The organism is Actinoplanes hulinensis, assembly GCF_019429605.1.
Classification (GTDB): Bacteria; Actinomycetota; Actinomycetes; order Mycobacteriales; family Micromonosporaceae; genus Actinoplanes; species Actinoplanes campanulatus.
In genome coordinates, this window is record NZ_JAHXZI010000005.1 from 85,847 (window position 1) to 105,570 (window position 19,724).

18 protein-coding genes are annotated in these 19,724 nt (G+C 71.5%); 7 read left to right on the forward strand and 11 right to left on the reverse strand.

Features of this window, described 5'->3' with window-relative positions:
• Nucleotides 1-2 precede the first annotated feature (2 nt).
• The 3 genes from KZ829_RS10970 to KZ829_RS10980 are packed head-to-tail and all read right to left on the reverse strand — an operon-like array spanning nucleotide 3 to nucleotide 3,108.
• Nucleotides 3-1,235 carry a glycosyltransferase family 4 protein gene (locus tag KZ829_RS10970; RefSeq protein ID WP_220143743.1) on the reverse strand — a complete coding sequence of 411 codons (1,233 nt, stop codon included), beginning with the start codon at nucleotides 1,233-1,235 and terminating at the stop codon, nucleotides 3-5.
• 6 nt (nucleotides 1,236-1,241) lie between these two features.
• The gene (locus KZ829_RS10975; RefSeq protein ID WP_220143744.1) at nucleotides 1,242-2,345 is read right to left on the reverse strand and encodes a DegT/DnrJ/EryC1/StrS family aminotransferase; all 1,104 of its coding nucleotides are present in this window, start codon (nucleotides 2,343-2,345) and stop codon (nucleotides 1,242-1,244) included.
• Nucleotides 2,338-3,108 carry a polysaccharide deacetylase family protein gene (locus tag KZ829_RS10980; RefSeq protein WP_220143745.1) on the reverse strand — a complete coding sequence of 257 codons (771 nt, stop codon included), beginning with the start codon at nucleotides 3,106-3,108 and terminating at the stop codon, nucleotides 2,338-2,340. The genes KZ829_RS10975 and KZ829_RS10980 overlap by 8 nt, the downstream gene beginning before the upstream one ends.
• A gap of 226 nt (nucleotides 3,109-3,334) precedes the next feature.
• Between KZ829_RS10980 and KZ829_RS10985 the strand changes: the two genes are divergently transcribed.
• The 3 genes from KZ829_RS10985 to KZ829_RS10995 all read left to right on the forward strand — a co-directional run bounded on the left by KZ829_RS10985 (nucleotide 3,335) and on the right by KZ829_RS10995 (nucleotide 8,434).
• On the forward strand, nucleotides 3,335-4,357 hold the full coding sequence (locus tag KZ829_RS10985) for a lipid II:glycine glycyltransferase FemX (RefSeq protein WP_220143746.1): 1,023 nt from the start codon (nucleotides 3,335-3,337) through the stop codon (nucleotides 4,355-4,357).
• 365 nt (nucleotides 4,358-4,722) lie between these two features.
• Nucleotides 4,723-7,512, forward strand: coding sequence for a S8 family serine peptidase (locus KZ829_RS10990; protein ID WP_220143747.1), 2,790 nt, complete (start codon nucleotides 4,723-4,725; stop codon nucleotides 7,510-7,512).
• A 124-nt stretch (nucleotides 7,513-7,636) separates the two neighbouring features.
• Entirely contained in the window at nucleotides 7,637-8,434 is a 798-nt protein-coding gene (locus KZ829_RS10995) for an ATP-binding protein (RefSeq protein ID WP_308285427.1), read from the forward strand.
• Here the strand turns inward: KZ829_RS10995 and KZ829_RS44450 are convergent.
• Complete coding sequence (locus KZ829_RS44450) at nucleotides 8,398-9,420, reverse strand: LuxR C-terminal-related transcriptional regulator (protein ID WP_220143748.1); 1,023 nt, start codon at nucleotides 9,418-9,420, stop codon at nucleotides 8,398-8,400. The genes KZ829_RS10995 and KZ829_RS44450 overlap by 37 nt on opposite strands.
• A 43-nt stretch (nucleotides 9,421-9,463) precedes the next feature.
• A complete protein-coding gene (locus tag KZ829_RS44455) occupies nucleotides 9,464-9,823 on the reverse strand; it encodes an STAS domain-containing protein (RefSeq protein ID WP_220143749.1) in 360 nt (119 codons plus the stop codon).
• A 181-nt stretch (nucleotides 9,824-10,004) separates the two neighbouring features.
• On the opposite strand from KZ829_RS44455, the gene KZ829_RS11010 reads away from it, so the two are divergent.
• The gene (locus tag KZ829_RS11010; RefSeq protein ID WP_220143750.1) at nucleotides 10,005-10,232 is read left to right on the forward strand and encodes a zinc-ribbon domain-containing protein; all 228 of its coding nucleotides are present in this window, start codon (nucleotides 10,005-10,007) and stop codon (nucleotides 10,230-10,232) included.
• Between the two features lie 5 nt (nucleotides 10,233-10,237).
• Here the strand turns inward: KZ829_RS11010 and glpK (KZ829_RS11015) are convergent, their stop codons facing one another.
• Entirely contained in the window at nucleotides 10,238-11,734 is a 1,497-nt protein-coding gene (gene glpK, locus KZ829_RS11015) for a glycerol kinase GlpK (protein WP_220143751.1), read from the reverse strand.
• Entirely contained in the window at nucleotides 11,731-12,483 is a 753-nt protein-coding gene (locus tag KZ829_RS11020) for an IclR family transcriptional regulator (protein ID WP_220143752.1), read from the reverse strand. The genes glpK (KZ829_RS11015) and KZ829_RS11020 overlap by 4 nt, the downstream gene beginning before the upstream one ends.
• Nucleotides 12,484-12,608: 125 nt before the next feature.
• On the opposite strand from KZ829_RS11020, the gene KZ829_RS11025 reads away from it, so the two are divergent.
• The 3 genes from KZ829_RS11025 to KZ829_RS11035 are packed head-to-tail and all read left to right on the forward strand — an operon-like array spanning nucleotide 12,609 to nucleotide 16,649.
• Nucleotides 12,609-13,451, forward strand: a complete 843-nt coding sequence (locus KZ829_RS11025) for an MIP/aquaporin family protein (protein ID WP_183219650.1) — start codon at nucleotides 12,609-12,611, stop codon at nucleotides 13,449-13,451.
• Nucleotides 13,444-14,949: a glycerol kinase GlpK gene (gene glpK, locus KZ829_RS11030; RefSeq protein ID WP_220143753.1), complete on the forward strand. Its 1,506-nt coding sequence runs from the start codon at nucleotides 13,444-13,446 to the stop codon at nucleotides 14,947-14,949. Before KZ829_RS11025 ends, glpK (KZ829_RS11030) begins: the two co-directional genes overlap by 8 nt.
• 2 nt (nucleotides 14,950-14,951) lie before the next feature.
• Nucleotides 14,952-16,649 (forward strand): glycerol-3-phosphate dehydrogenase/oxidase, encoded by a 1,698-nt coding sequence (locus tag KZ829_RS11035; protein ID WP_220143754.1) that lies wholly within the window; start codon nucleotides 14,952-14,954, stop codon nucleotides 16,647-16,649.
• Between the two features lie 123 nt (nucleotides 16,650-16,772).
• Here KZ829_RS11035 and KZ829_RS11040 read toward each other — a convergent pair whose 3' ends face one another.
• From KZ829_RS11040 to KZ829_RS11055, 4 genes are all read right to left on the reverse strand, one after another.
• The gene (locus KZ829_RS11040; protein WP_220143755.1) at nucleotides 16,773-17,633 is read right to left on the reverse strand and encodes a CDP-alcohol phosphatidyltransferase family protein; all 861 of its coding nucleotides are present in this window, start codon (nucleotides 17,631-17,633) and stop codon (nucleotides 16,773-16,775) included.
• An 81-nt stretch (nucleotides 17,634-17,714) separates the two neighbouring features.
• Nucleotides 17,715-18,263 (reverse strand): hypothetical protein, encoded by a 549-nt coding sequence (locus tag KZ829_RS11045; RefSeq protein ID WP_220143756.1) that lies wholly within the window; start codon nucleotides 18,261-18,263, stop codon nucleotides 17,715-17,717.
• Nucleotides 18,260-19,006: an ABC-2 transporter permease gene (locus KZ829_RS11050; RefSeq protein ID WP_220143757.1), complete on the reverse strand. Its 747-nt coding sequence runs from the start codon at nucleotides 19,004-19,006 to the stop codon at nucleotides 18,260-18,262. The genes KZ829_RS11045 and KZ829_RS11050 overlap by 4 nt, the downstream gene beginning before the upstream one ends.
• Nucleotides 19,003-19,713 (reverse strand): ABC transporter ATP-binding protein, encoded by a 711-nt coding sequence (locus tag KZ829_RS11055; protein ID WP_220143758.1) that lies wholly within the window; start codon nucleotides 19,711-19,713, stop codon nucleotides 19,003-19,005. Before KZ829_RS11055 ends, KZ829_RS11050 begins: the two co-directional genes overlap by 4 nt.
• Between the last annotated feature and the right edge of the window lie 11 nt (nucleotides 19,714-19,724).

The window sequence follows — 19,724 nt, forward strand, 5'->3', positions numbered from 1 at the left end:
CGTCAGGACTGGACGGACTGCTTCTTCCGGCGTGCCGATCGGTTCAGCACCGCCTCGAACTCGTCGAACAGCAGGTCCCGGGAGAACCTCTCGACGGCCAGCCGGTACGCGGCCTCCCGGGCCCGCTTCAGCCACACCTCGTCACGCAGGTGCCGGACCAGCTGATAACCGGCCTCGTCGGTGTCCTCCGGGTCGAGCACCAGGCCGGCCCCGGTCTCGGTGAGCAGGTCCGCCTGCCAGCCGCCGTAGTTGATGGCGATCGGCCGGGACGCGGCCAGCGCGTCGAAGAACTTGTTCGCCGAGTTGTCCCACAGCCCGCGGATCGGCCGGACCGTGCTGCTCGACATGGTGGCCGCGCCGAGGATCACCGGCAGCTCCGACTTGGGCACCTTCTCCCACATGTGCACCACGTCGCCGAGCAGCCCCAGTTCGGCGGCGAGCGCCTTGGTCGGCTCCCACTCCTTGCCGTGGCCGACGATCAGGAACCGCACGTCCGAGTCCAGTTCACGGGCCCGGCGCATGGCCCGGACCAGGTACTCCACGCCGTTCACCACGCCCAGCGCCCCGGTGTAGACCAGCAGCGGCCGGTCGCCGAGCCAGTCGTGCGACTCGCGGAACCGGCGCACCCGCTCCTCGTCGACGGCGAACAGGTCCAGGTCGGCGGCGTTCGGGATGACCGTGGTGGGGGTGCCCGGGCGGCGCGCCACCACACCGGCGGCCATGCCGGGGGAGAGGGCGATAACCTCGGACGCGTTGCGGTAGGCGAAGGTCGCCAGGCCGCCGGCGAGGCGCTGGACGACCGGGTTGCGCAGCGCGCCCATCTCGATCGGGACCTCCGGCCAGAGGTCGCGGACCTCGAAGACGAACGGCACCCGGCGCAGCTTCGCGGCGATCACGCCGGGCACCGCCACGGTGAGCGGCGTGCTGGTGGCGAAGACCAGGTCGGCCCGGAGGCGGGCGGCCTTCGCGGTGGCCAGGATCATGAACTCGGCGAACGCGCGGATCCGCCGGGCGTACGACATGTTGTTGTTGTAGGGGACCCGGAACCAGTGGACCGTGACGCCGTCCTCGTCCGTGGTGCGCCAGCCCAGGTCCCGGGCGCCCGGGGTGATGTCGGTGGTGATCACGTCCACCGTGTGCCCGCGGGCGACCAGGCGGCGGGCCTGCTCGTACGAGCGGATCCCACCGGCCATGCCCGGGTTGCAGTAGTACTGGTGGATGTAGACGATCCGCATCTCGGCTCAGCCCTCCCGGATCGCGCCGACGACGCGTTCCCGGTCGTGTTCGGTCAACGCGGATCCGCTGGGCAGGCACATCCCGCGGCGGAACAGGTCGGCGCTGACCCCGCCGCCGCGCACCACACAGTCCTGGAAGACCGGTTGCAGGTGCATCGGCTTCCAGGCGGGCCGGGCCTCGATGTTGCGCTGTGCGAGACGGGCGATGAGGCGGTCCCGGTCGTCGCCGTCCACCAGCGCGCAGCTGAGCCAGTAGTTCGGGGTGCCGTAGCCGGCGACCGGCATGAAGGTGAGCTCCGGCAGCGCGGCCCGGTAGTACTCGAACGTCGCCTTCCGGGCCGCGATCATCTGGTCGAGCCGCTGCACCTGGCCCCGGCCCACCGCGGCGAGCAGGTTGCTGAGCCGGTAGTTGTAGCCGACCGTGCGGTGCTCGTAGTGCGGCACCGGCTCGCGGGCCTGGGTGGACAGGTGCCGGGCCTGCTTGGCGACCCGGCCGTCGTCGGTGACGAGCATTCCGCCGCCACCCGTGGTGATGATCTTGTTGCCGTTGAAGGACAGCACCCCGGCCAGCCCGAACGACCCGGCCGGCTGCCCCCGGTAGGAGGCGCCCAGGGCCTCGGCGGCGTCCTCGATGAGCGGGACGCCGTACCGGTCGCACGCCTCCATCAGCGGGTCGTAGTCGGCGCACTGGCCGTACATGTCGACGGTGATCACCGCCCGGGGGAGCTGGCCCCGTTCGGCGCGGGCCCGCAGCTCCTCGGCGACCAGGGCCGGGTCCACGTTCCAGCTGTCCGGGGTGGAGTCCACGAACACCGGGCGGGCACCCAGGTAGACCACCGCGTTCGCGGTCGCCGCGAAGGTGAACGACGGCACCAGCACGGTGTCGCCGCGCCGTACCCCGGCCGCGATGAGGGCCAGGTGCAGGGCGGCGGTGCCGCTGCTCAGCGCCACCGCGTGCCGCACGCCGACGACCTCGGCGACCTGCTCCTCGAAGGCGTCCAGGTCGGGGCCGACCGGGGCCACCCAGTTCGAGTCGAAGGCGTCCAGCAGGAGCTTGCGCTCGAGGTCGCTGACGTCCGGTGGGGACAGGTAGATGCGGGTGTCAGTCATGGACGCGCGTCCTCACCGCCAGGATCGGCCAGGCGGGGTGCAGACCCTGCCGGTGGATGAACATCGGATCGCCGCCGGCGTGCATGGCCGGCCGCAGGGTGGTCGCGAAACTGCGGTAGCCGGCCTCGCGGGCCACCTCCACGTCCCGCTTGCGGAAGTCGACGGCGGGATGGCCGTACGGGGCGGCGAAGTCCCGGACCTCCACACCCAGCTCGTCCTCGATCTCCCGTTTGGAGTCGACGATCTCCCGGGCCGCCGCGGCGTCGTCCTGGTCGGCGAGCCGGTGATGGCTGACCGTGTGCGACCCGAAGGCGAACCCGGCGGCCCGCAGTTCCCGGCAGTCCTGCCAGGTCAGGTTCCCCGGCTGCCCGACCATGCCGGAGGTGACGAAGAACATCGCCGGCACGCCCATCTCCAGCAGCACCGGCGCGGCCACGTCCCGCCAGGTCAGGTGGGCGTCGTCGAAGGACAGACAGAACATCGGCTCGGTCAGCGGGAGCTCACCGCCGAGCACCCGTAACGCCTCGTCCCAGGACACCATCGGCCCGATCGCGGACAGTGCCCCCAGGTGGCGGCGGAAGTCGCGGGCGTACTCCGCGGGAACGTCGTGGTAGAAGGGGAAGTACAGGCCGGGGGTACTGGGCAGGCGGCGCCGGAGCCCCGCCGCGGCCAGGATGCGACCCTGCAACCGGGGCCGGGCGCGCAGCCGGCTGCGCAGGCCCAGCTCGTTCAGGCGTCGTTTGAAGGCTGTGGGCGGCTGCATGGGATCGGCACCCTCCCGCTCGTTCGACAGGTCACGGCCACGGGTCGTCGCCCCGCGGCCTTCACCCACGATTGCAAATGCGCGAGAGGTGCGGCAGTAGCAATTGTCATAATGAACGCGAAAGATATTCGCGTCAATTGAAAATAGGCCCGATCGGCTTCTTGCGGAATGGTCTTATGGTTGAGCATCATCGTGCCGGCCGTGCTGTAATTCGATCGGGGACCCCATGTTGAAGTTGCACCGGGTGGAACCGTCCGCTGAGCTCTGGGCGGACCGGGCCACCTACGAGGATCGCCTGATCTTTCACACCCGGGAGTGGATCCGCTTCGTCGCCGAGTGCCAGCGCGCCGAGCCGCTGCTCGCCGTCGTCACCGACGGCGGTCGGCCCGTCGGCCACTTCACCGGGCTCCTGGCCAGGCGTTTCGGCATGCGGATCCTGGGCAGTCCGATGGCCGGCTGGACCACGTCGTACGTCGGTTTCAACCTGCGCCCGGGTGTCTCCCGCCGCGCCGCGCTGGAGGCGCTCATGCCGTTCGCCTTCGGCGAGGCCGGCGCCGCCCATCTGGAGATCCGCGATCGTGGCCTGACGGAAAACGATCTCGGCGGCCTCGGACTGCGCTGGGATGCCGCGCCCACCGCGGTCATCGACCTGAATCCGACAGAGGATCAACTCTTCGGGGCGATGGCGAGCGCATGCCGCCGAAACATCCGCAAGGCCGCGAAGTCCGGCGTCGTCATCGAGGACGCGGGTGATGATCCCGCATTCGCCGACGAATTCTACGATCAATTGCGTGATGTATTCGCCAAACAGAATCTGGTGCCGACCTATTCGGTGGACAGGGTTCGGTCGTTGATCCGTCACCTGGCCCCGGCCGGCAACCTCCTGCTGCTGCGGGCCCGCGACGCCGACGGCCGCAGCATCGCCACCGCCGTCCTGCCCTGGTACCACCGCACCATGTACTTCTGGGGCGGCGCCAGCTACCGCCCGTTCCAGCACCTGCGCCCCAACGAGGCTCTGATCTGGCACGCGCTGCGCTGGGCGAAGGAGCGTGGCGTCACCGAGTTCGACTTCGTCGGCGGGAACGCGTACAAGGTCAAGTACGGCACCACCGAGGTCCCGGTCCCGTGGGCGCGCCGCTCCCGGTCGCCGCTCGTCGCCCACCTGCGCGACGCGGCCAAACAGGGCTTCGCCCTGAAGCAGCGCACGGTCGCCCGCCTCACCCGCCAGTCGGTGGCCGTCCCGGGCTGACCCCATTGTGTACGCACGTCGCCGAATCCACCCCGGGGTGAGGGTCGCCCCGGGGTTGAAAGACGATGAAACATGCGCAACTCGGGGCTGAAATATTTGTGCGTGGAAGCGATGCCGGATGGCAGTGACATTCGTCATCCGGAGTATCGCCGAGATGATCAAAGCGCAGGTGGCGCGGGACTTCTAGCTGCACTGTCCACTGTGCCGCGCGCATTTTGACATCGGCCTGAAACATTGTGAAAGAACTGCAAGAACTTGCAGAGAGTGGAGGATGTCAATAGCGTTCGTTTCCGTGGTCCGGCCGGCCATGTCCGTATCGCGCCCCATCCCGGTGGAGCGCGCGGCATTCGACCGAGGGAGACGTCATGCGACAGGACCGGAGCGGCCCGGACCCGGAACGGAACGAGCGGAGACGACGGACCGCCACCGCGCTGATCGGCGCGGGCGCCATGCTGATCGCGCTGGTCGGCGCGCCGAACCCGGCCCGGGCGGCGGAGAGCGAGCCGAAGGTCGCGGCCGCGGTGGCCGATGCGGTCGAGGGCGGGCGCGACGCCACCTTCTGGGTGGTGCTGCGGGACCGTCCCGACCTCGCCCCGGCCGCCAAGGCCAAGGGCAGGGCGCGGGCGAAGGCCGTCCACGACGCGGCGCGCGCCAGCACGGCCCGGCACCAGGGCGGGCTGCGGAAGTTGCTGACCGAGCGGAAGGCACGGTTCGAGCAGTTCTGGATCGCGGACACCGTCAAGGTCACCGGCGACGCCGCGCTGCTCGAGGAGGTGGCGGCCCGGCCCGAGGTGAAGGCGGTGCTGCCGGACACGCCGGTCACCCTGCCGGCGCCGGCCGCGGGTGCGGTGCAGGCGGCCGTCGACGCCAACGAGTGGAACGTGGACCGCATCGGCGCGCCCCGCGTGTGGGGCGAGCGGGACGACCGCGGTCAGGGGATCGTGGTCGCCAACGTGGACACCGGGGTGCAGTTCGACCACCCGGCGCTGGCGGCGAACTACCGGGGGCGGCAGGCGGACGGCACCGTCCAGCACGACTACAACTGGTTCGATCCGGCGCACGTCTGCCCGGACGCGAACCCGTGCGACAACAACGGGCACGGAACCCACACCATGGGGACGATGGCCGGGGCCGGCGGCATCGGGGTGGCGCCCGGGGTCACCTGGATCGCGGCGAAGGGCTGTGAGTCCAACTCGTGCTCGGTGGCGGCGCTGCTCGGGGCCGGGCAGTGGATCGTCGCACCGACCGACCGCAACGGCCGGAACCCGCGGCCGGACCTCGCGCCGGATGTCGTGAACAACTCGTGGGGCGGGGCGTCCGGCTTCGATCCGTGGTATTCCGACGTGGTGCGGTCGTGGGTGGCGGCGGGGATCTTCCCGGCCTTCTCCAACGGCAACGCGGGCCCGGGCTGTGCCACCGCGTCCACGCCGGGCTCCTACACCGACACCTACTCCTCCGGCGCGACCGACGTCAACGACGCGATCGCCTCGTTCTCCAGCCGGGGCACCGGCCAGGACGGCGGCGTGAAACCGGACCTGTCGGCGCCGGGCGTGGACGTGCGCTCCAGCGTCCCGGGCGGCGGGTACGCCTCCTACAGCGGCACCTCGATGGCCTCCCCGCACACCGCCGCCACGGTGGCGCTGATCTGGTCGGCGGCGCCCGCACTGCGCCGCGACGTGACCGCGACCCGGGAGATTTTGGACGAGACGGCGATCGACACGAACGACACCGGCTGCGGCGGGACGGCCACCGACAACAACGTGTTCGGGCAGGGGCGGCTGGACGCGTACGCCGCGGTGAATCTGGCGTTGCGCCCGGCCGGACGCCTGACCGGAACCGTGACCGGCGCGGGTGTGCCCCTGGCCGGCGCGACCGTCTCGCTCAGCGGAACCGCCACCCGGGCCGCGACGACCGGCGCGGACGGCGGCTACCGCTTCGGGCGGCTGGCGGCCGGCGACTACCGGATCCGGGTGACGGCGTTCGGCTACGACACCTACGAGACCGGCGTGACGATCACCGCGAACGACGGCTCCGACGTGGACGCGGCACTCGCCACCAGCCGTTCCGGTGTCGTCTCCGGGCACGTCAGCGGCGCCGGGGCAGCACTCGCCGGCGCCACGGTCGCGCTCACCGGCACGCCGGTCACGGTCACCACCGGCGCCGACGGCGGGTTCCGGCTGGCCGCGCCGGTCGGCGACTACGAGCTCACCGTCCGCCCGCCCGGCGGCTGCTTCACCGCCGCCACCCGGTCCCTCACGGTCGGCGGCGACCTCACGCTCGACGTCCCGCTCGATCAGAACACCGACCGGTACGGGCACAGCTGCGCCGCCGCCACCGAGGAGTACCGCGCCGGGACCGACCTGCTGGCCCTCACCGGCGACGACGCGGCCACCGAGATCACCCTGCCGTTCGCCGTGCCGCACTACGGAACCGCCCGCACCCGCGCCTGGGTCAGCACCAACGGTGTGATCGGGTTCGGGACGGTCAGCTCGTCGTACATGAACCTGGCGCCGCCGAGCGGCCTGGAGCCGAACGACACCCTCTTCGCGCTCTGGGACGACCTGATCGTCGACGACCAGGCCGGCGTCTGGACGGCGGCGACCGCGGACACCTTCGTGGTGGAGTGGCGCAACGTCAGGTTCTACCCGACCACCGCGGACCGGATCTCGATCAGCGCGATCCTGCACGCCGACGGCACGGTCACCTACCGGTACCGGGGCCTGACCGGGACCCGCGCCACCGGGAACAGCGCGACCATCGGCATCGAGAACGCGACGGGGACGGACGGGCTGGCGTACAGCGTCGACGCCCCGGTTCTCACCGAGGGCGCCGGGGTGACCTTCCGCCCGCCCGCGAACCGGATCGCGGCCACCTTCAACGTCACCCGCACCACCTGGTACGGCCAGAACGTCTTCGTCGCCGGAAACCTCCCCGAGCTGGGCGGATGGGATCCGGCGCGGGCCGTGCCGCTGACCGCCGACGGCTATCCGGTGTGGACCGGGAACGCCGGCCTGCCGCCGAACACCGCCGTCGAGTTCAAGTACATCGTCAAGGACCCGGACGGGACGGTCACCTGGGAGCCGGGCGCCAACCGCACCACGGTCACCCCGCCGACCGGGCAGTACATCACCCACGACACGTTCGGCGAACGCTGAGAGACCGCATGCCACGTCCCGTCCGCCAACGGGACGTGGCATGCCCACCGGTGATTGGCATCGGCGCGCCGCGGATATACCGTTTCTGGAAACATTCCGGAGAACTCGGTCAGGCGGTCAGGCGGTGCCCGTCCCATCGGTCACGGCGGTGGTGGACGACGAGAGCTGGCTCGTCGAGCTGACCGTGCGCGGTTCCTGGGGGCGGCCCCTGTGGCTCTCCGCCTACCAGGCGCTGCACAAGTGCCTCGCCCAGCACCCCGCCGGCGTCCTGCTCGACCTGCACGGACTCGACGACCCCGGCGCGAGCAGCGCGCCCCTCTGGCTCACCGCCGCGGCCCAGGGAACGCGGATGGATCCGACGGTACGCGTGGCGGCCAGCCTGCCGGTCCTCACCCGCCTGGCGACCCGGCTCGACCTCCCGCCCGCCCAGGGCGTGCTGCCGGTCTTCGCCACCGTGCCGTTGGCCCGGTCCTTCCTGGCCGCCCGGCGTCCGCTGACCGGTCAGATGCGGCTGCGGCTGCCCCCGCAGCCGTCGGCCGCGGTCGCCGCCCGGCAGGTGGTGTCCGAGGCCTGCGCCGGGTGGGGCATGCCGCGGCTGGTGCCCCGGGCCCGGATCGTGCTGTCCGAGCTGGTGGTCAACGCGGCCGAGCACGCCGGCACCCCGATCGATGTGCTCATCTCCCGGCGCGGCCCGGACCTGCTGCACCTGGTCGTGGTGGACGGCGACCCGGCGCTGCCGCCGATGCCCGGCGGGAACGAGCCGCCACTGGAGACGCTGCTGACCGAACGCGGGTACGGGCTGCGGATCGTCGACGCGGCGGCCGAGGCGTGGGGCGCCATGCCCACCCGTACCGGAAAGATGGTGTGGGCTCTGTTGCGGGACACTCAGGAGCCGCGGCGCAGCAGCTCGGCCGGGACGTAGAGGCCCTGCCGGTCGGCCCGGACCGCGGCGGCCGTCCGCGACTCCGCCCCCATCTTGGCCATGATGTGTTCCAGGTGGCCGATCGCGGTCCGCGGCGTGATCCGCAGCGCGCCGGCGATCGCCGCGTTGCTGCGGCCCTCCACCAGCAACCCCAGCACCTGCATCTCCCGGCGGGTCAGGCCGTAGGTCTCCGGCGGCGGCCCGAGCAGCACCAGCGCCCGGTGGTGGCCGGGCGGCTCCGGCGGGCAGGCCAGTGCGGTCACCTGTACCAGGCCGCGCTCCGGGTCGGTGCTGGGCACCATGAACCGGGCGATCGACCGGCCCGGCGCGAGCAGCGCCCCCACCAGATGCAGCGCCGGCGGCTCCACCCCGAACGCGTCCGGGCCGGGCATGCCGGGCAGCAGCTCGGTCCGCCCCGCCCGGGTCAGCACCACCCCGGCCGTCGCGCCGTGCACCATCCCGGCCAGGGCGGTGAGCGTGCGCAGCGGGTCCACCGCGTGCGCGATCAACGGGGCCAGCGTCGCCAGCAGGTCGCACAGGTCGTCGCACAACGGATCCGGCGATCCGGCGTGCGCGCCCAGCAGGCCCAGGTATCGGCCGTCCGTGGTGACCAGGGGAAGGGCCACCCCCTCGGCGAACCCGTCCGGCCGGAAGTAGTCCACCCACGACGGCAGCTCCTCGGCCGGCACCGGCGACTCGAACACCCGCATCGGGCGGCGCGCGCGGTGCAGGCCGACCCGTTCCAGCACGGCCATGAACTCCCGCCCGGCCAGGTGCCGCTGGAGCCGGCCGGTGTGGCCGGGCGCGGTGATCGGCTGCTGCCGCCGTCCTTCCGGGTCGAGGAGGCTCAGCCAGGCCGCGTCGTGCCGCAGCAGCGGGCGCAGACTGTCGATCAGTGCCTCGGCCCGCTGCCGGGCACCGCCGGGCATCGCCGCGATCCGGACGATCTCGGCCGTGATCCGTCCGTTGTCGAGGTGTGCGCCCACCCCTCCATCATGGTGCGCACACCCCTCGTCAGGGGCTGGCCGATCAGCCGGTCCGGGTGGTCGCCCCCGCCCTCCAGCCCAGAAACACGTCGATGCCGCAGAGCCGGAGGAGGACGTCCACGCACTGGTGGACGGCCACGATCCGCACCCGGTCCGGCCCGGCCTCGGCGCTCAGCGCGTGCAGCGCCCGCAGCCCGGCCTGATCGCAGAAGGTGACGCCGGCCAGATCGAGCCGGAGCGTCGTGACCTCCCGTTCGCCGAGCGCGGGGCGCAACTCCCGCAGCAGCGCCGGAGCACTCTGGAGGTCCAGTTCCCCGACCACCCGGGCCAGCACGTCACCGGACCGGAGGCGATGGACGGAGACGGTGATCGCCGGGTCGATCCGGAACTCGTCGTCGTACACGTGACGCACCCTTTCCGCGCCGCTGTCGTACCTGACTGCGACCGTACCGAGCGGTGCGGGGCCGGGGCATCGGAAGAAACTCCCGCGCCGATTCGGGCGGATCGGGTCGCCGGGCGCACCTCGCGTTTGCCGGTGGGTATGACCATGAGGAGAAACCGCCGGCGATCCGAGGAGTTGCCCGATGTTCGTGCTGTTCGGTCTGCGGAGCAAGGACCACCTGGTCGGCACCCGGACGATGACGTGTGAGATCTGCCGCTGGGAGGCCCCGCAGCAGCTGATCCGGCGCACCACGAAGTTCACCCTGTTCTTCGTGCCGCTGTTCCCGGTCAAGCCGGCCGGCCACTACATGGTGTGCGGCCACTGCCTCGGCTTCCGCAAGGCCGACCCGCGCCTGCGGGCCGCCATCTGAGCCGGTCAGGCGGGCTGGATCCAGTCGAAGGTGCGTTCCACGGCGCGGCGCCAGTTGGCGTACTCGCCGTCGCGCAGGGCCGGGTCCATGGCCGGCATCCACTGGCCGGCGATGTGCCAGTTGCGGCGCAGGCCGTCCAGGTCGGGCCAGTAGCCGACGGCCAGGCCGGCCGCGTAGGCGGCGCCCAGCGACACCGTCTCCACGGCCAGTGGGCGGACCACCGGCACGTCCAGCACGTCGGCGATCATCTGCATCAGCAGGTTGTCGGCGGTCATCCCACCGTCCACCTTGAGGGTGGTGAGGGTGAGACCGGAGTTGGCGTTCATGGCGTCCACCACCTCGCGGGTCTGCCAGGCGGTCGCCTCCAGCACGGCACGGGCCAGATGACCCTTGGTGATGTACGAGGTGAGGCCCACGATCACGCCGCGTGCCTCACTGCGCCAGTAGGGGGCGTACAGGCCGGAGAAGGCGGGCACGATGTAGCAGCCGCCGTTGTCGGCGACGGTCCGGGCCAGGGTCTCGATCTCCGGCGCGCTGGAGATCAGTTCGAGCTGGTCGCGGAACCACTGGACCAGGGATCCGGTGATCGCGATCGAGCCCTCCAGGGCGTAGACGGCCGGGGCGCCGGCGATCTGGTAGGCGACCGTGCTGAGCAGCCCGTTCCCCGGGTGGACCAGTTCCGCGCCGGTGTTCAGGAGCAGGAAGCTGCCGGTGCCGTAGGTGCACTTCGCCTCGCCGGGGGTGAAGCACGTCTGCCCGAACAGCGCCGCCTGCTGGTCGCCGAGCGCCGCCCCGATCCGTACCCCGGGAAAGGCCTCGGACGCGGTGCCGAAGCCGCCGATCGACGGCCGCACCTCCGGGAGCATGGCGCGGGGTATCCCGAAGAAGTCGAGCGCCCGCGGTGACCAGTCGAGACCGCGCACGTCGAGCAGCATGGTCCGGCTCGCGTTCGTCACGTCGGTGACGTGCTGGGCCCGGCCGGTGAGGTTCCAGATCAGCCAGGTCTCCATGGTTCCGCAGAGCACCTCGCCGCGTTCCGCCCGGGCGCGCAGGCCCGGCGTGTGGTCGAGCATCCAGCGCAGGCGCGGCCCGGAGAAGTAGGTCGCCAGGGGAAGTCCTGAGATCTCGGAGATGTCGGCGGCGGCGGGAGATGCGGCCAGCGAATGGACCAGCGCGTCGGTCCGGGTGTCCTGCCAGATGATCGCCCGCCCGGCCGGCACACCGGTACGCCGGTCCCAGATGACCGTGGTCTCCCGCTGGTTGGCGATGCCCAGCGCGGCCAGCTGGTCCAGCCCGATCCCGGCCCGCCGCAGCACCCGGGGCGCGAGCCGCTCCACGTTGCGCCAGATCTCCATGGCGTCGTGCTCCACCCAGCCGGGCCGGGGGAAGTACTGCTTGTGCTCCTGCTGGGCCAGGGAGACCAGCTGCCCCCGCCGGTCGAAGACGATGCACCGGGTCGAGGTGGTGCCCTGGTCGATCGCGAGCACATACTTCTCGGTCATCGCGTGGCCCCCAGATCCCGGGAGATCGCCCGGGCGGCGTCGCGGACGTAGGTCACCAGCCTCGGCAGCGGCCGGTAGTGGCTGTCGCAGAGGCGCTCGACCGGGCCGGAGATGCCGATCGCGCCGACGACCAGCCCGCCGTAGCCGCGGATGGGCGCCGCCACCGCCGCCTGGCCGATCAGGAACTCGTCCACCTCGAAAGCCCAGCCGGACTCCCGTACCCCCTCCAGCGCGACGGCGAGCGCGCGCGGATCGGTGAGGGTGCGGCGGGTGAAGGGCTCCAGGTTCGGCGCCGGGCCGCCGGCCCGGTAGGCGAGCAGCACCTTGCCGAGCGCCGTGGCGTGCAGCGGCAGCAGGGCGCCGACGTCCAGGGTCTGGAACGTGTCGTCCGGCCGGAACACGTGGTGCACCACGAGCACCTGCCCCTCCAGCACGGTGCCGATCCGGACCGCCTGGCCGCTGCGTGCGGCGAGGGGGTCGGCCCAGTTGATCGACCGGGACCGCAGCTCGTTGATGTCCAGATAGCTGGTGCCCAGGTGGAGCAGGGCGCCGCCGAGCTGGTACTGCCCGGAGACCCGGTCCTGCTCGACGAACCCGACCAGTTGCAGGGTGCGCAGGATGCCGTGGGTGGTGCCCTTGGCCAGGTCGAGCGTGCGGGCGATCTCGCTGAGCCCGAGACGGCCCGGCCCACCGGCGAGGGTCCGCAGGATCGCGGCCGCTCGTTCGATCGCCTGCACCGTTCCGGGCATGTTCCGGACTCTAAGCCACCCTGTGACGACCCGCTGTAATTGATGTTCGACAATGCCGACCGGTGTTCATTGCTCCCTTTCCGGCCCCTGCCTAGCGTCCGAGGCGTCTGACACAGGGAGGGAGCATGGCAACACGACTCAAACTTCCAGGGCTCGCCGGCGAGTTGGCGGCCGAGTTCGCCGGCACCATGATTCTGATTCTGTTCGGCGTGGGGGTGGTGGCGCAGGTCGCCGCCGCCGAGATCGGGGACCACGACAGCATCGCCTGGGCCTGGGGCCTGGGTGTGACACTCGGCGTCTACGTCGCGGCGCGGATCAGCGGCGCGCACCTCAACCCGGCGGTGACCATCGCGCTCGCCGTCTTCAAGGGCTTCTCCTGGCGGAAGGTGGCCCCCTACTCGATCGCCCAGTTCCTCGGCGCGTTCGTCGCCGCGCTGATCGTGCGCTGGAACTACACCGAGGTGCTGCGGGCCGCCGACCCCGGCCTGACGATCAAGACGCAGGGCGTCTTCTCCACACTGCCCGGCAACGGGACGCTTCCGGTGGGCGAGTGGGGCGCTTTCCGCGACCAGATCATCGGTACGGCGATCCTGCTCTTCGTCATCCTGGCGCTGACCGACATGAACAACACGGCGCCGGCCGCCAACCTCGGGCCGGTCGTGGTGGGCCTGCTGGTCGTCGCGATCGGCATGGCCTGGGGCACCAACGCCGGCTACGCGATCAACCCGGCCCGCGACTTCGGGCCGCGGCTCGCGAGTTTCCTGACCGGGTACGAGACGGCGTTCCGTGACCAGACCGGGTATCTCTATTTCTGGATCCCGATAGTCGGGCCCGTCATCGGTGGCATCGTGGGCGCCGGGTTGTACCAGACTCTGATCGGACGCTTCCTGCCCACGGCCGAGCCGCCGGAGCCGGGGCGCGTTCCGACACCGACAGACCAGACCACCGTGGAGGCCAACCGTGGCTGACTTCGTAGGCGCAGTGGACCAGGGCACCACCAGCACCCGGTTCATGATCTTCGACCATGGCGGGAACGAGGTGGCCCGGCACCAGCTCGAACACGAGCAGATCCTGCCGCAAGCCGGCTGGGTGGAGCACAACCCGATCGAGATCTGGGAGCGCACGGTCGCCGTGGTGCGCACCGCCATGCAGAAGGCGAACCTGAGCGCCTCGGACCTGGCCGCGGTCGGGATCACCAACCAGCGCGAGACCACGGTGGTGTGGGACCGGCGGACCGGGCGGCCGTACTACAACGCGATCGTCTGGCAGGACACCCGTACCGACCGGATCGCCTCCGCTCTGGACCGGGACGGGCGCGGCGACGTGATCCGCCGCAAGGCCGGCCTGCCGCCCGCGACCTACTTCTCCGGCGGCAAGATCCAGTGGATCCTGGAGAACGTCGAGGGGGTCCGGGAGGCCGCCGAGCGCGGTGACGCGCTGTTCGGCAACACCGACTCCTGGCTGTTGTGGAACATCACGCGCGGCAACCACGTCACCGACGTGACGAACGCCAGCCGCACCATGCTGATGAACCTGGAGACCCTCGACTGGGACGACGAACTGCTGTCCTTCTTCGGCATCCCGCGGGCCATGCTGCCGGAGATCCGCCCGTCGTCCGACCCCAACGGGTACGGCATCGCCCACGTCGACGGCCCGCTCGGCGGGGACGTGCCGCTCACCGGTGACCTCGGCGACCAGCAGGCCGCCACGGTCGGGCAGGTCTGCTTCAACCCGGGCGAGGCCAAGAACACCTACGGCACCGGCAACTTCATGCTGCTCAACACCGGCACGAACCTGGTGCGCTCGGAGAACGGGCTGCTCACCACGGTCTGCTACAAGTTCGGCGACGCCGCCCCGGTCTACGCCCTGGAGGGCTCGATCGCGGTCACCGGCTCGGCCGTGCAGTGGCTGCGCGACCAGCTGCACCTCATCAACTCGGCCGGGGAGAGCGAGTCGCTGGCCGCGCAGGTGCCGGACAGCGGCGGCGTCTACTTCGTCCCGGCGTTCTCCGGGCTGTTCGCGCCGTACTGGCGCTCCGACGCCCGCGGCGCGATCGTCGGGCTGTCCCGGTTCAACACCGGCGCGCACATCGCCCGGGCCACCCTGGAGGCGATCTGCTACCAGACCCGGGACGTGGTCGACGCCATGGCGCAGGACTCCGGCGTGACCCTGGACGTGCTCAAGGTGGACGGCGGCATCACCGTCAACAACCTGTGCATGCAGATCCAGGCCGACGTGCTCGGGGTGCCGGTCAGCCGGCCGGTGGTCGCCGAGACCACCGCCCTGGGCGCCGCCTACGCGGCCGGTCTCGCGGTCGGGTTCTGGAAGAACACCGACGAGCTGCGGGAGAACTGGAACGAGTCGCAGCGCTGGCAGCCGGGCTGGTCCGCCGAACAGCGCGACCAGGGCTTCGGGAAGTGGAAGAAGGCGGTGCAGCGGACCCTCGACTGGGTGGATGTGGACTGATCATGACGGCTCTCTCTCCTTCGTACCGGGACGCCGCCTCGCAAGCTCTCGAGCAGCGGGAGGTCGACGTGCTGGTGATCGGTGGGGGAGTGGTGGGGGCGGGTTGCGCGCTCGACGCGGTCACACGGGGACTGACCGTGGGCCTCGTCGAGGCGCGCGACCTCGCCTCCGGCACGTCCAGCCGGTCCAGCAAACTGATCCACGGCGGGCTGCGCTACCTGGAGATGCTGGACTTCGGGCTGGTCCGCGAGGCGCTGCGGGAGCGGGGGCTGATCCTGCACCGCCTCGCGCCGCACCTGGCCCGCCCGGTCCGGTTCCTCTACCCGCTCAAGCACCGCGGCTGGGAACGCCTGTACGCCGGGGCGGGCGTCACCCTCTACGACACCCTGGCCGGCTGGGCGAACATGCCCCGGCACCGGCATCTGACCCGGCGCGGCGCGCTGCGGGCCTGCCCGTCGCTGCGCCGGGACTCCCTGGTCGGCGCGTTGCAGTACTACGACGCGCAGGTCGACGACGCCCGGCACACCATGTTCCTGGCCCGGACCGCGGCCGCGTACGGCGCCCACGTGGTCACCCGGACCGAGGTCGTCGGCTTCCTCCGGGAGGGTTCCCGGATGACCGGGGTACGGGTGCACGACCTGGAACACGACCGGACGTACGAGATCCGCGCGCAGCAGATCGTCAACGCCACCGGGGTGTGGACCGACGACACCCAGTCCCTGGTCGGCGAGCGGGGACAGTTCCACGTACGCGCCTCGAAGGGCATCCACCTGGTGGTTCCCCGCGACCGGGTCCAGTCGTCGACCGGGCTGATCCTGCGGACCGCGACCAGCGTGCTGTTCGTCATCCCGTGGGGCCGGCACTGGATCATCGGCACCACCGACACCGACTGGCGGCTCGACAAGGCGCACCCGGCGGCGTCCGGCAAGGACATCGACTACCTGCTCCGCGAGGTCAACAAGGTCCTCGCGACACCGCTGGAACGCGCCGATGTGGAGGGCGTCTACGCCGGGCTGCGGCCGCTGCTGTCCGGCGAGTCGGAGTCGACATCGCAGCTGTCCCGGGAGCATTCGGTGTCGAGCCCGGTGCCGGGGCTCGTGGTGGTGGCCGGCGGCAAGTACACGACGTACCGGGTGATGGCGAAGGACGCGATCGACGCCTGCGTGCACAACCTGGCGCGGACCGTGCCGCGTTCGGTCACCGACCGGGTGCCGCTGGTCGGCGCCGACGGCTATCCGGCGCTGTGGAACCGCCGGGGCATCCTGGCCGTCGAGTCCGGCCTGCACGTGGCCCGGGTCGAGCACCTGCTCGGCCGGTACGGCGCGTTGATCCACGAGGTGCTGGCGCTGATCCGTGACGACCCGGATCTGGGCCGCCCGATCGAGGGCGCCGACGACTACCTGCGTGCCGAGTTCGTCTACGCGGCCGCCGCGGAGGGCGCCCGGCACCTGGTGGACGTGCTGACCAGGCGGACCCGCATCTCGATCGAGACGTTCGACCGTGGCGTGGTCGCCGCCCCGCACGCGGCCGAGCTGATGGGCCGGGTGCTCGGCTGGACGGTCGAGCAGCGCGACCGTGAGGTGGAGAACTACCGCCTGCGGGTGGCGGCCGAACGGGCGTCCCAGGAGCAGCAGGACGACGAGACGGCGGACGCGGCCCGCCTCGGCGCTCCGGACGTGGTGCCGGTGCGCGTCACATGAGGCGGGCCGCTGAGCCTTGCGCTACTTCCAGGTGTCGCTGACGGTGTACGCCGACGCGGTGCCGGTGGTGTACGACCGGTTGCCGCCGGACTCCCAGGTGACGTTCCCGTGTGAGCTGTGTGCTCAGAGGACGGCGATCCGCCTCTGATAGGTCCTGGTGGTGGTCCAGAGCTTGTAGACCAGCAGCGACTCGAAGGCCAGCAGCAGCAGGCCGGCAACGGCCGTGACCGGCACGAGCAACCCGGCCACCGGCCCGATGATGAACACGAACATCATGAACTCGATGCCGCTGAAGACGTGTGCGCGGATGCGCTGCCGTAGCAAGAAGTTGCGGAAGTTGAGGAAACCACCGAACCGGGCGCGGAAGTCGCCGTGCACGTCGATCGCGGACCGGGCCTCCTCGCCGTCCAGCGGGATCTCCTCGTCGGTCTCGTCCGTGTACTCCATCGCCTTGCCGGCGGCCCCGGCCCCGGCCGCGGCCGTCAGGTTCTCCTTCATGGTCAGCTTGACCTTCTGCATCTGGAGCGCGTTCAGGTAGCGGAACATGTCCAGGAAGATGACGGTCGCGGCCAGCCACAGGTAGAGGGTCTCGCCGGTGTGGTGCCACTGCCCGCCGAACAGCGCCAGCGAGCAGACCACCACCCGGAACCGGTCGAAGACGTAGTCCAGCCAGGTGCCGAACAGCGACCCCGTCCCGTTCAGCCGGGCGATCTTGCCGTCCATGCAGTCCAGCACGAAACCCAGGTGGAACAGCAGCGCGCCGGCCAGCAGCCACCGGTACTCCGCCTGCCAGAACGCGGCCGCCGCGCCCAGGCCCAGCACGAACGCGCCCAGACTCAGCGCGTTCGGCGTGACCCGGCGCCACGGAGCGACCAGCCACACCAGCCGGGACGCGAGCGGATCCACCAGCCACACCGTCCACCAGGAGTCCCGGCGCTTATAGGTGCGCTCACGGATCTCCGCGAGCGAGGGGCGCTGTGCCATCGCTGTCTCTCCTCGGCCTGTACAGCGCGAGGGTTCTTCTGGGGGTGGGACCCCGCGCTGCGCGTATTGAACACCCCGGAGTCAAGATCCGTCTGCCCCGTCGCGGCGCGCGAACACCACGGACGCCACCGCGAAGATCAACACACCGGTGAGCGGCAGCCAGTCGTTCACCTCACCCCAGTGCGTGCGGATCAAGGGCAACCCGATCTCGTACGCGACGAGCACCGCCCCCGCGGCCCCGACCGGATGCCGGATCAGCAACCCCACCCCGGCCGCGACCAGCGTGTCCACCACCAGCGACAGTGTCCCGCCCGGCTCCCCGGCGGTGCCCGCGACCAGCAGCGCGGCCGGCGCCGCCAGCACCACCAGGGCCACCGCCTTCGCCGCCGCGAGCCGGTACCGCCGCGGCATGGCCAGCAGGGTGGTCCGGATCTGGCCGCCGCCCTGGTACTCGTGGGACGTCGCCAGCACGCCCAGGATCAGGAACCCCACCTGCCCGTACGGCAGCACCGAGCCACCGGGCGGATCCAGCGCGTCCAGCAGCAGCGTGACCGCCCAGGTCAGGCCCAGGGTGAGCGCCAGCGACCGCAGGGTGAGCAGCTTGCCCACCTCGGCCCGGACCGCGTTCACGCGTCCCGCCTGCCGAACAGCCACCCGGCCAGGGCCAGCAGCGCCGCCACCCACGCCGACATCACCAGCCCGGCGGTCACCGGGGCGACGTCGTGGTCGCCCACCTCGTTCAGGAACATGTGCGCCCCCACGATGTCCGGCAGGTAGACGGCCGCGCTGGTCACCTTGGTCAGCAGGTAGGACACCGAGACGACCGAGGTGTTCACCACCAGCACGGTCAGCGTGACGATCCCGTTGCGGAAGATCAGCGTGAGGGCGTACGCCAGCAGCCCGATCAGCACCCAGTAGAGAACCGCCCCGGCCAGCCGCCCGGGCGCCGGCGACGGCACCAGCGAACCGTGCACCAGCCGGGTCAGCGCCAGCGTCGCCACCGTCGTGACCAGCCCCTGCACCGCCACCACCAGCGTCAGCGCGGCGCCCTTGGCGGTCAGCAGCCGTGCCCGCCGGGGCATCGCCGCCAGCGTGGTGGTGAGCTGCCGGGCGCCCGGCGCGTCGTCCCCGGTGGGCGTGTACTCGCTGCTCACCGTCACCACGCCGAGGATCATCGCGCCCAGCACGCCGATGCCCAGCGTCTGGAAGCCCAGGTCGGACGAGTCGGTCCAGAGGCCCTCGGCGATCGCCCGGCGGGTGCTGCCGGCCGACACGAACACCAGCGCCGGCGCGGCCAGGAAACCCACCAGCAGCCCGATCCAGGCGGTCCGCAGCCCGAGCAGTTTCCGCAGCTCGGCGTCGAGCAGGCTCACCACGACACGCCCTCGCTCCCGGTCTTCGCCAGGAACGCGTCCTCCAGGGTGGCGTGCCCGCCGACCACCTCGGCCAGCTCACCGGCCGCCACCACCCGGCCGCGGTCGATGATCACCACGTCGTCCACGGTCTCCGCGAGCTCACCCATGAGGTGACTGGAGAGCAGCACTGTCCGCCCGGCGGCCGCGCTGTCCCGCAGGAACGTGCGCATCCACCGGATCCCGGCCGGGTCCAGCCCGTTCACCGGCTCGTCCAGGATCAGCACCGGCGGATCGCCGAGCAGCGCGGTGGCCAGCCCCAGACGGCGGCTCATCCCGAGCGAGAACCGGCCGGCCCGCTTGCCCGCCTCGGCGCCCAGCCCGACCAGGTCCAGCACCTCGCCGACGCGGGAGCGGGGCAGCCCGTTGCTCGCCGCCACCCAGCGCAGATGCGACCGCGCCGACCGGGAACGGTGGGCCCCGCTGCCGTCCAGCAACGCTCCGGCCACGGTGAGCGGGCGGTCGTGGTCGGCGTACCGGCGGCCGTCGATCAGGGCGGTCCCGCCCTGCGGACGATCCAGGCCGAGCAGCACCCGCAGCGTGGTCGTCTTGCCCGCGCCGTTCGGCCCGAGGAACCCGGTCACCCGCCCGGGACGCGCCGTGAAACTCACCTCGTGCAGGACCCGGGTCCGGCCGCGAACCCGGGTGACACCATCGATCGTGATCATAGGAGGAGTCA

Bases quoted from the DNA above. Each gene is read 5' to 3' on its own strand.
- KZ829_RS10970 (WP_220143743.1), bottom strand. From the start codon at position 1,235: ATGCGGATCGTCTACATCCACCAGTACTACTGCAACCCGGGCATGGCC.
- KZ829_RS11040 (WP_220143755.1), bottom strand. From the start codon at position 17,633: ATGGCACAGCGCCCCTCGCTCGCGGAGATCCGTGAGCGCACCTATAAG.
- KZ829_RS10990 (WP_220143747.1), top strand. From the start codon at position 4,723: ATGCGACAGGACCGGAGCGGCCCGGACCCGGAACGGAACGAGCGGAGA.
- KZ829_RS11020 (WP_220143752.1), bottom strand. From the start codon at position 12,483: ATGCCCGGAACGGTGCAGGCGATCGAACGAGCGGCCGCGATCCTGCGG.
- KZ829_RS11025 (WP_183219650.1), top strand. From the start codon at position 12,609: ATGGCAACACGACTCAAACTTCCAGGGCTCGCCGGCGAGTTGGCGGCC.
- glpK (WP_220143751.1), bottom strand. From the start codon at position 11,734: ATGACCGAGAAGTATGTGCTCGCGATCGACCAGGGCACCACCTCGACC.
- KZ829_RS11010 (WP_220143750.1), top strand. From the start codon at position 10,005: ATGTTCGTGCTGTTCGGTCTGCGGAGCAAGGACCACCTGGTCGGCACC.
- KZ829_RS10985 (WP_220143746.1), top strand. From the start codon at position 3,335: ATGTTGAAGTTGCACCGGGTGGAACCGTCCGCTGAGCTCTGGGCGGAC.
- KZ829_RS10975 (WP_220143744.1), bottom strand. From the start codon at position 2,345: ATGACTGACACCCGCATCTACCTGTCCCCACCGGACGTCAGCGACCTC.
- KZ829_RS11055 (WP_220143758.1), bottom strand. From the start codon at position 19,713: ATGATCACGATCGATGGTGTCACCCGGGTTCGCGGCCGGACCCGGGTC.
- KZ829_RS11035 (WP_220143754.1), top strand. From the start codon at position 14,952: ATGACGGCTCTCTCTCCTTCGTACCGGGACGCCGCCTCGCAAGCTCTC.
- KZ829_RS10980 (WP_220143745.1), bottom strand. From the start codon at position 3,108: ATGCAGCCGCCCACAGCCTTCAAACGACGCCTGAACGAGCTGGGCCTG.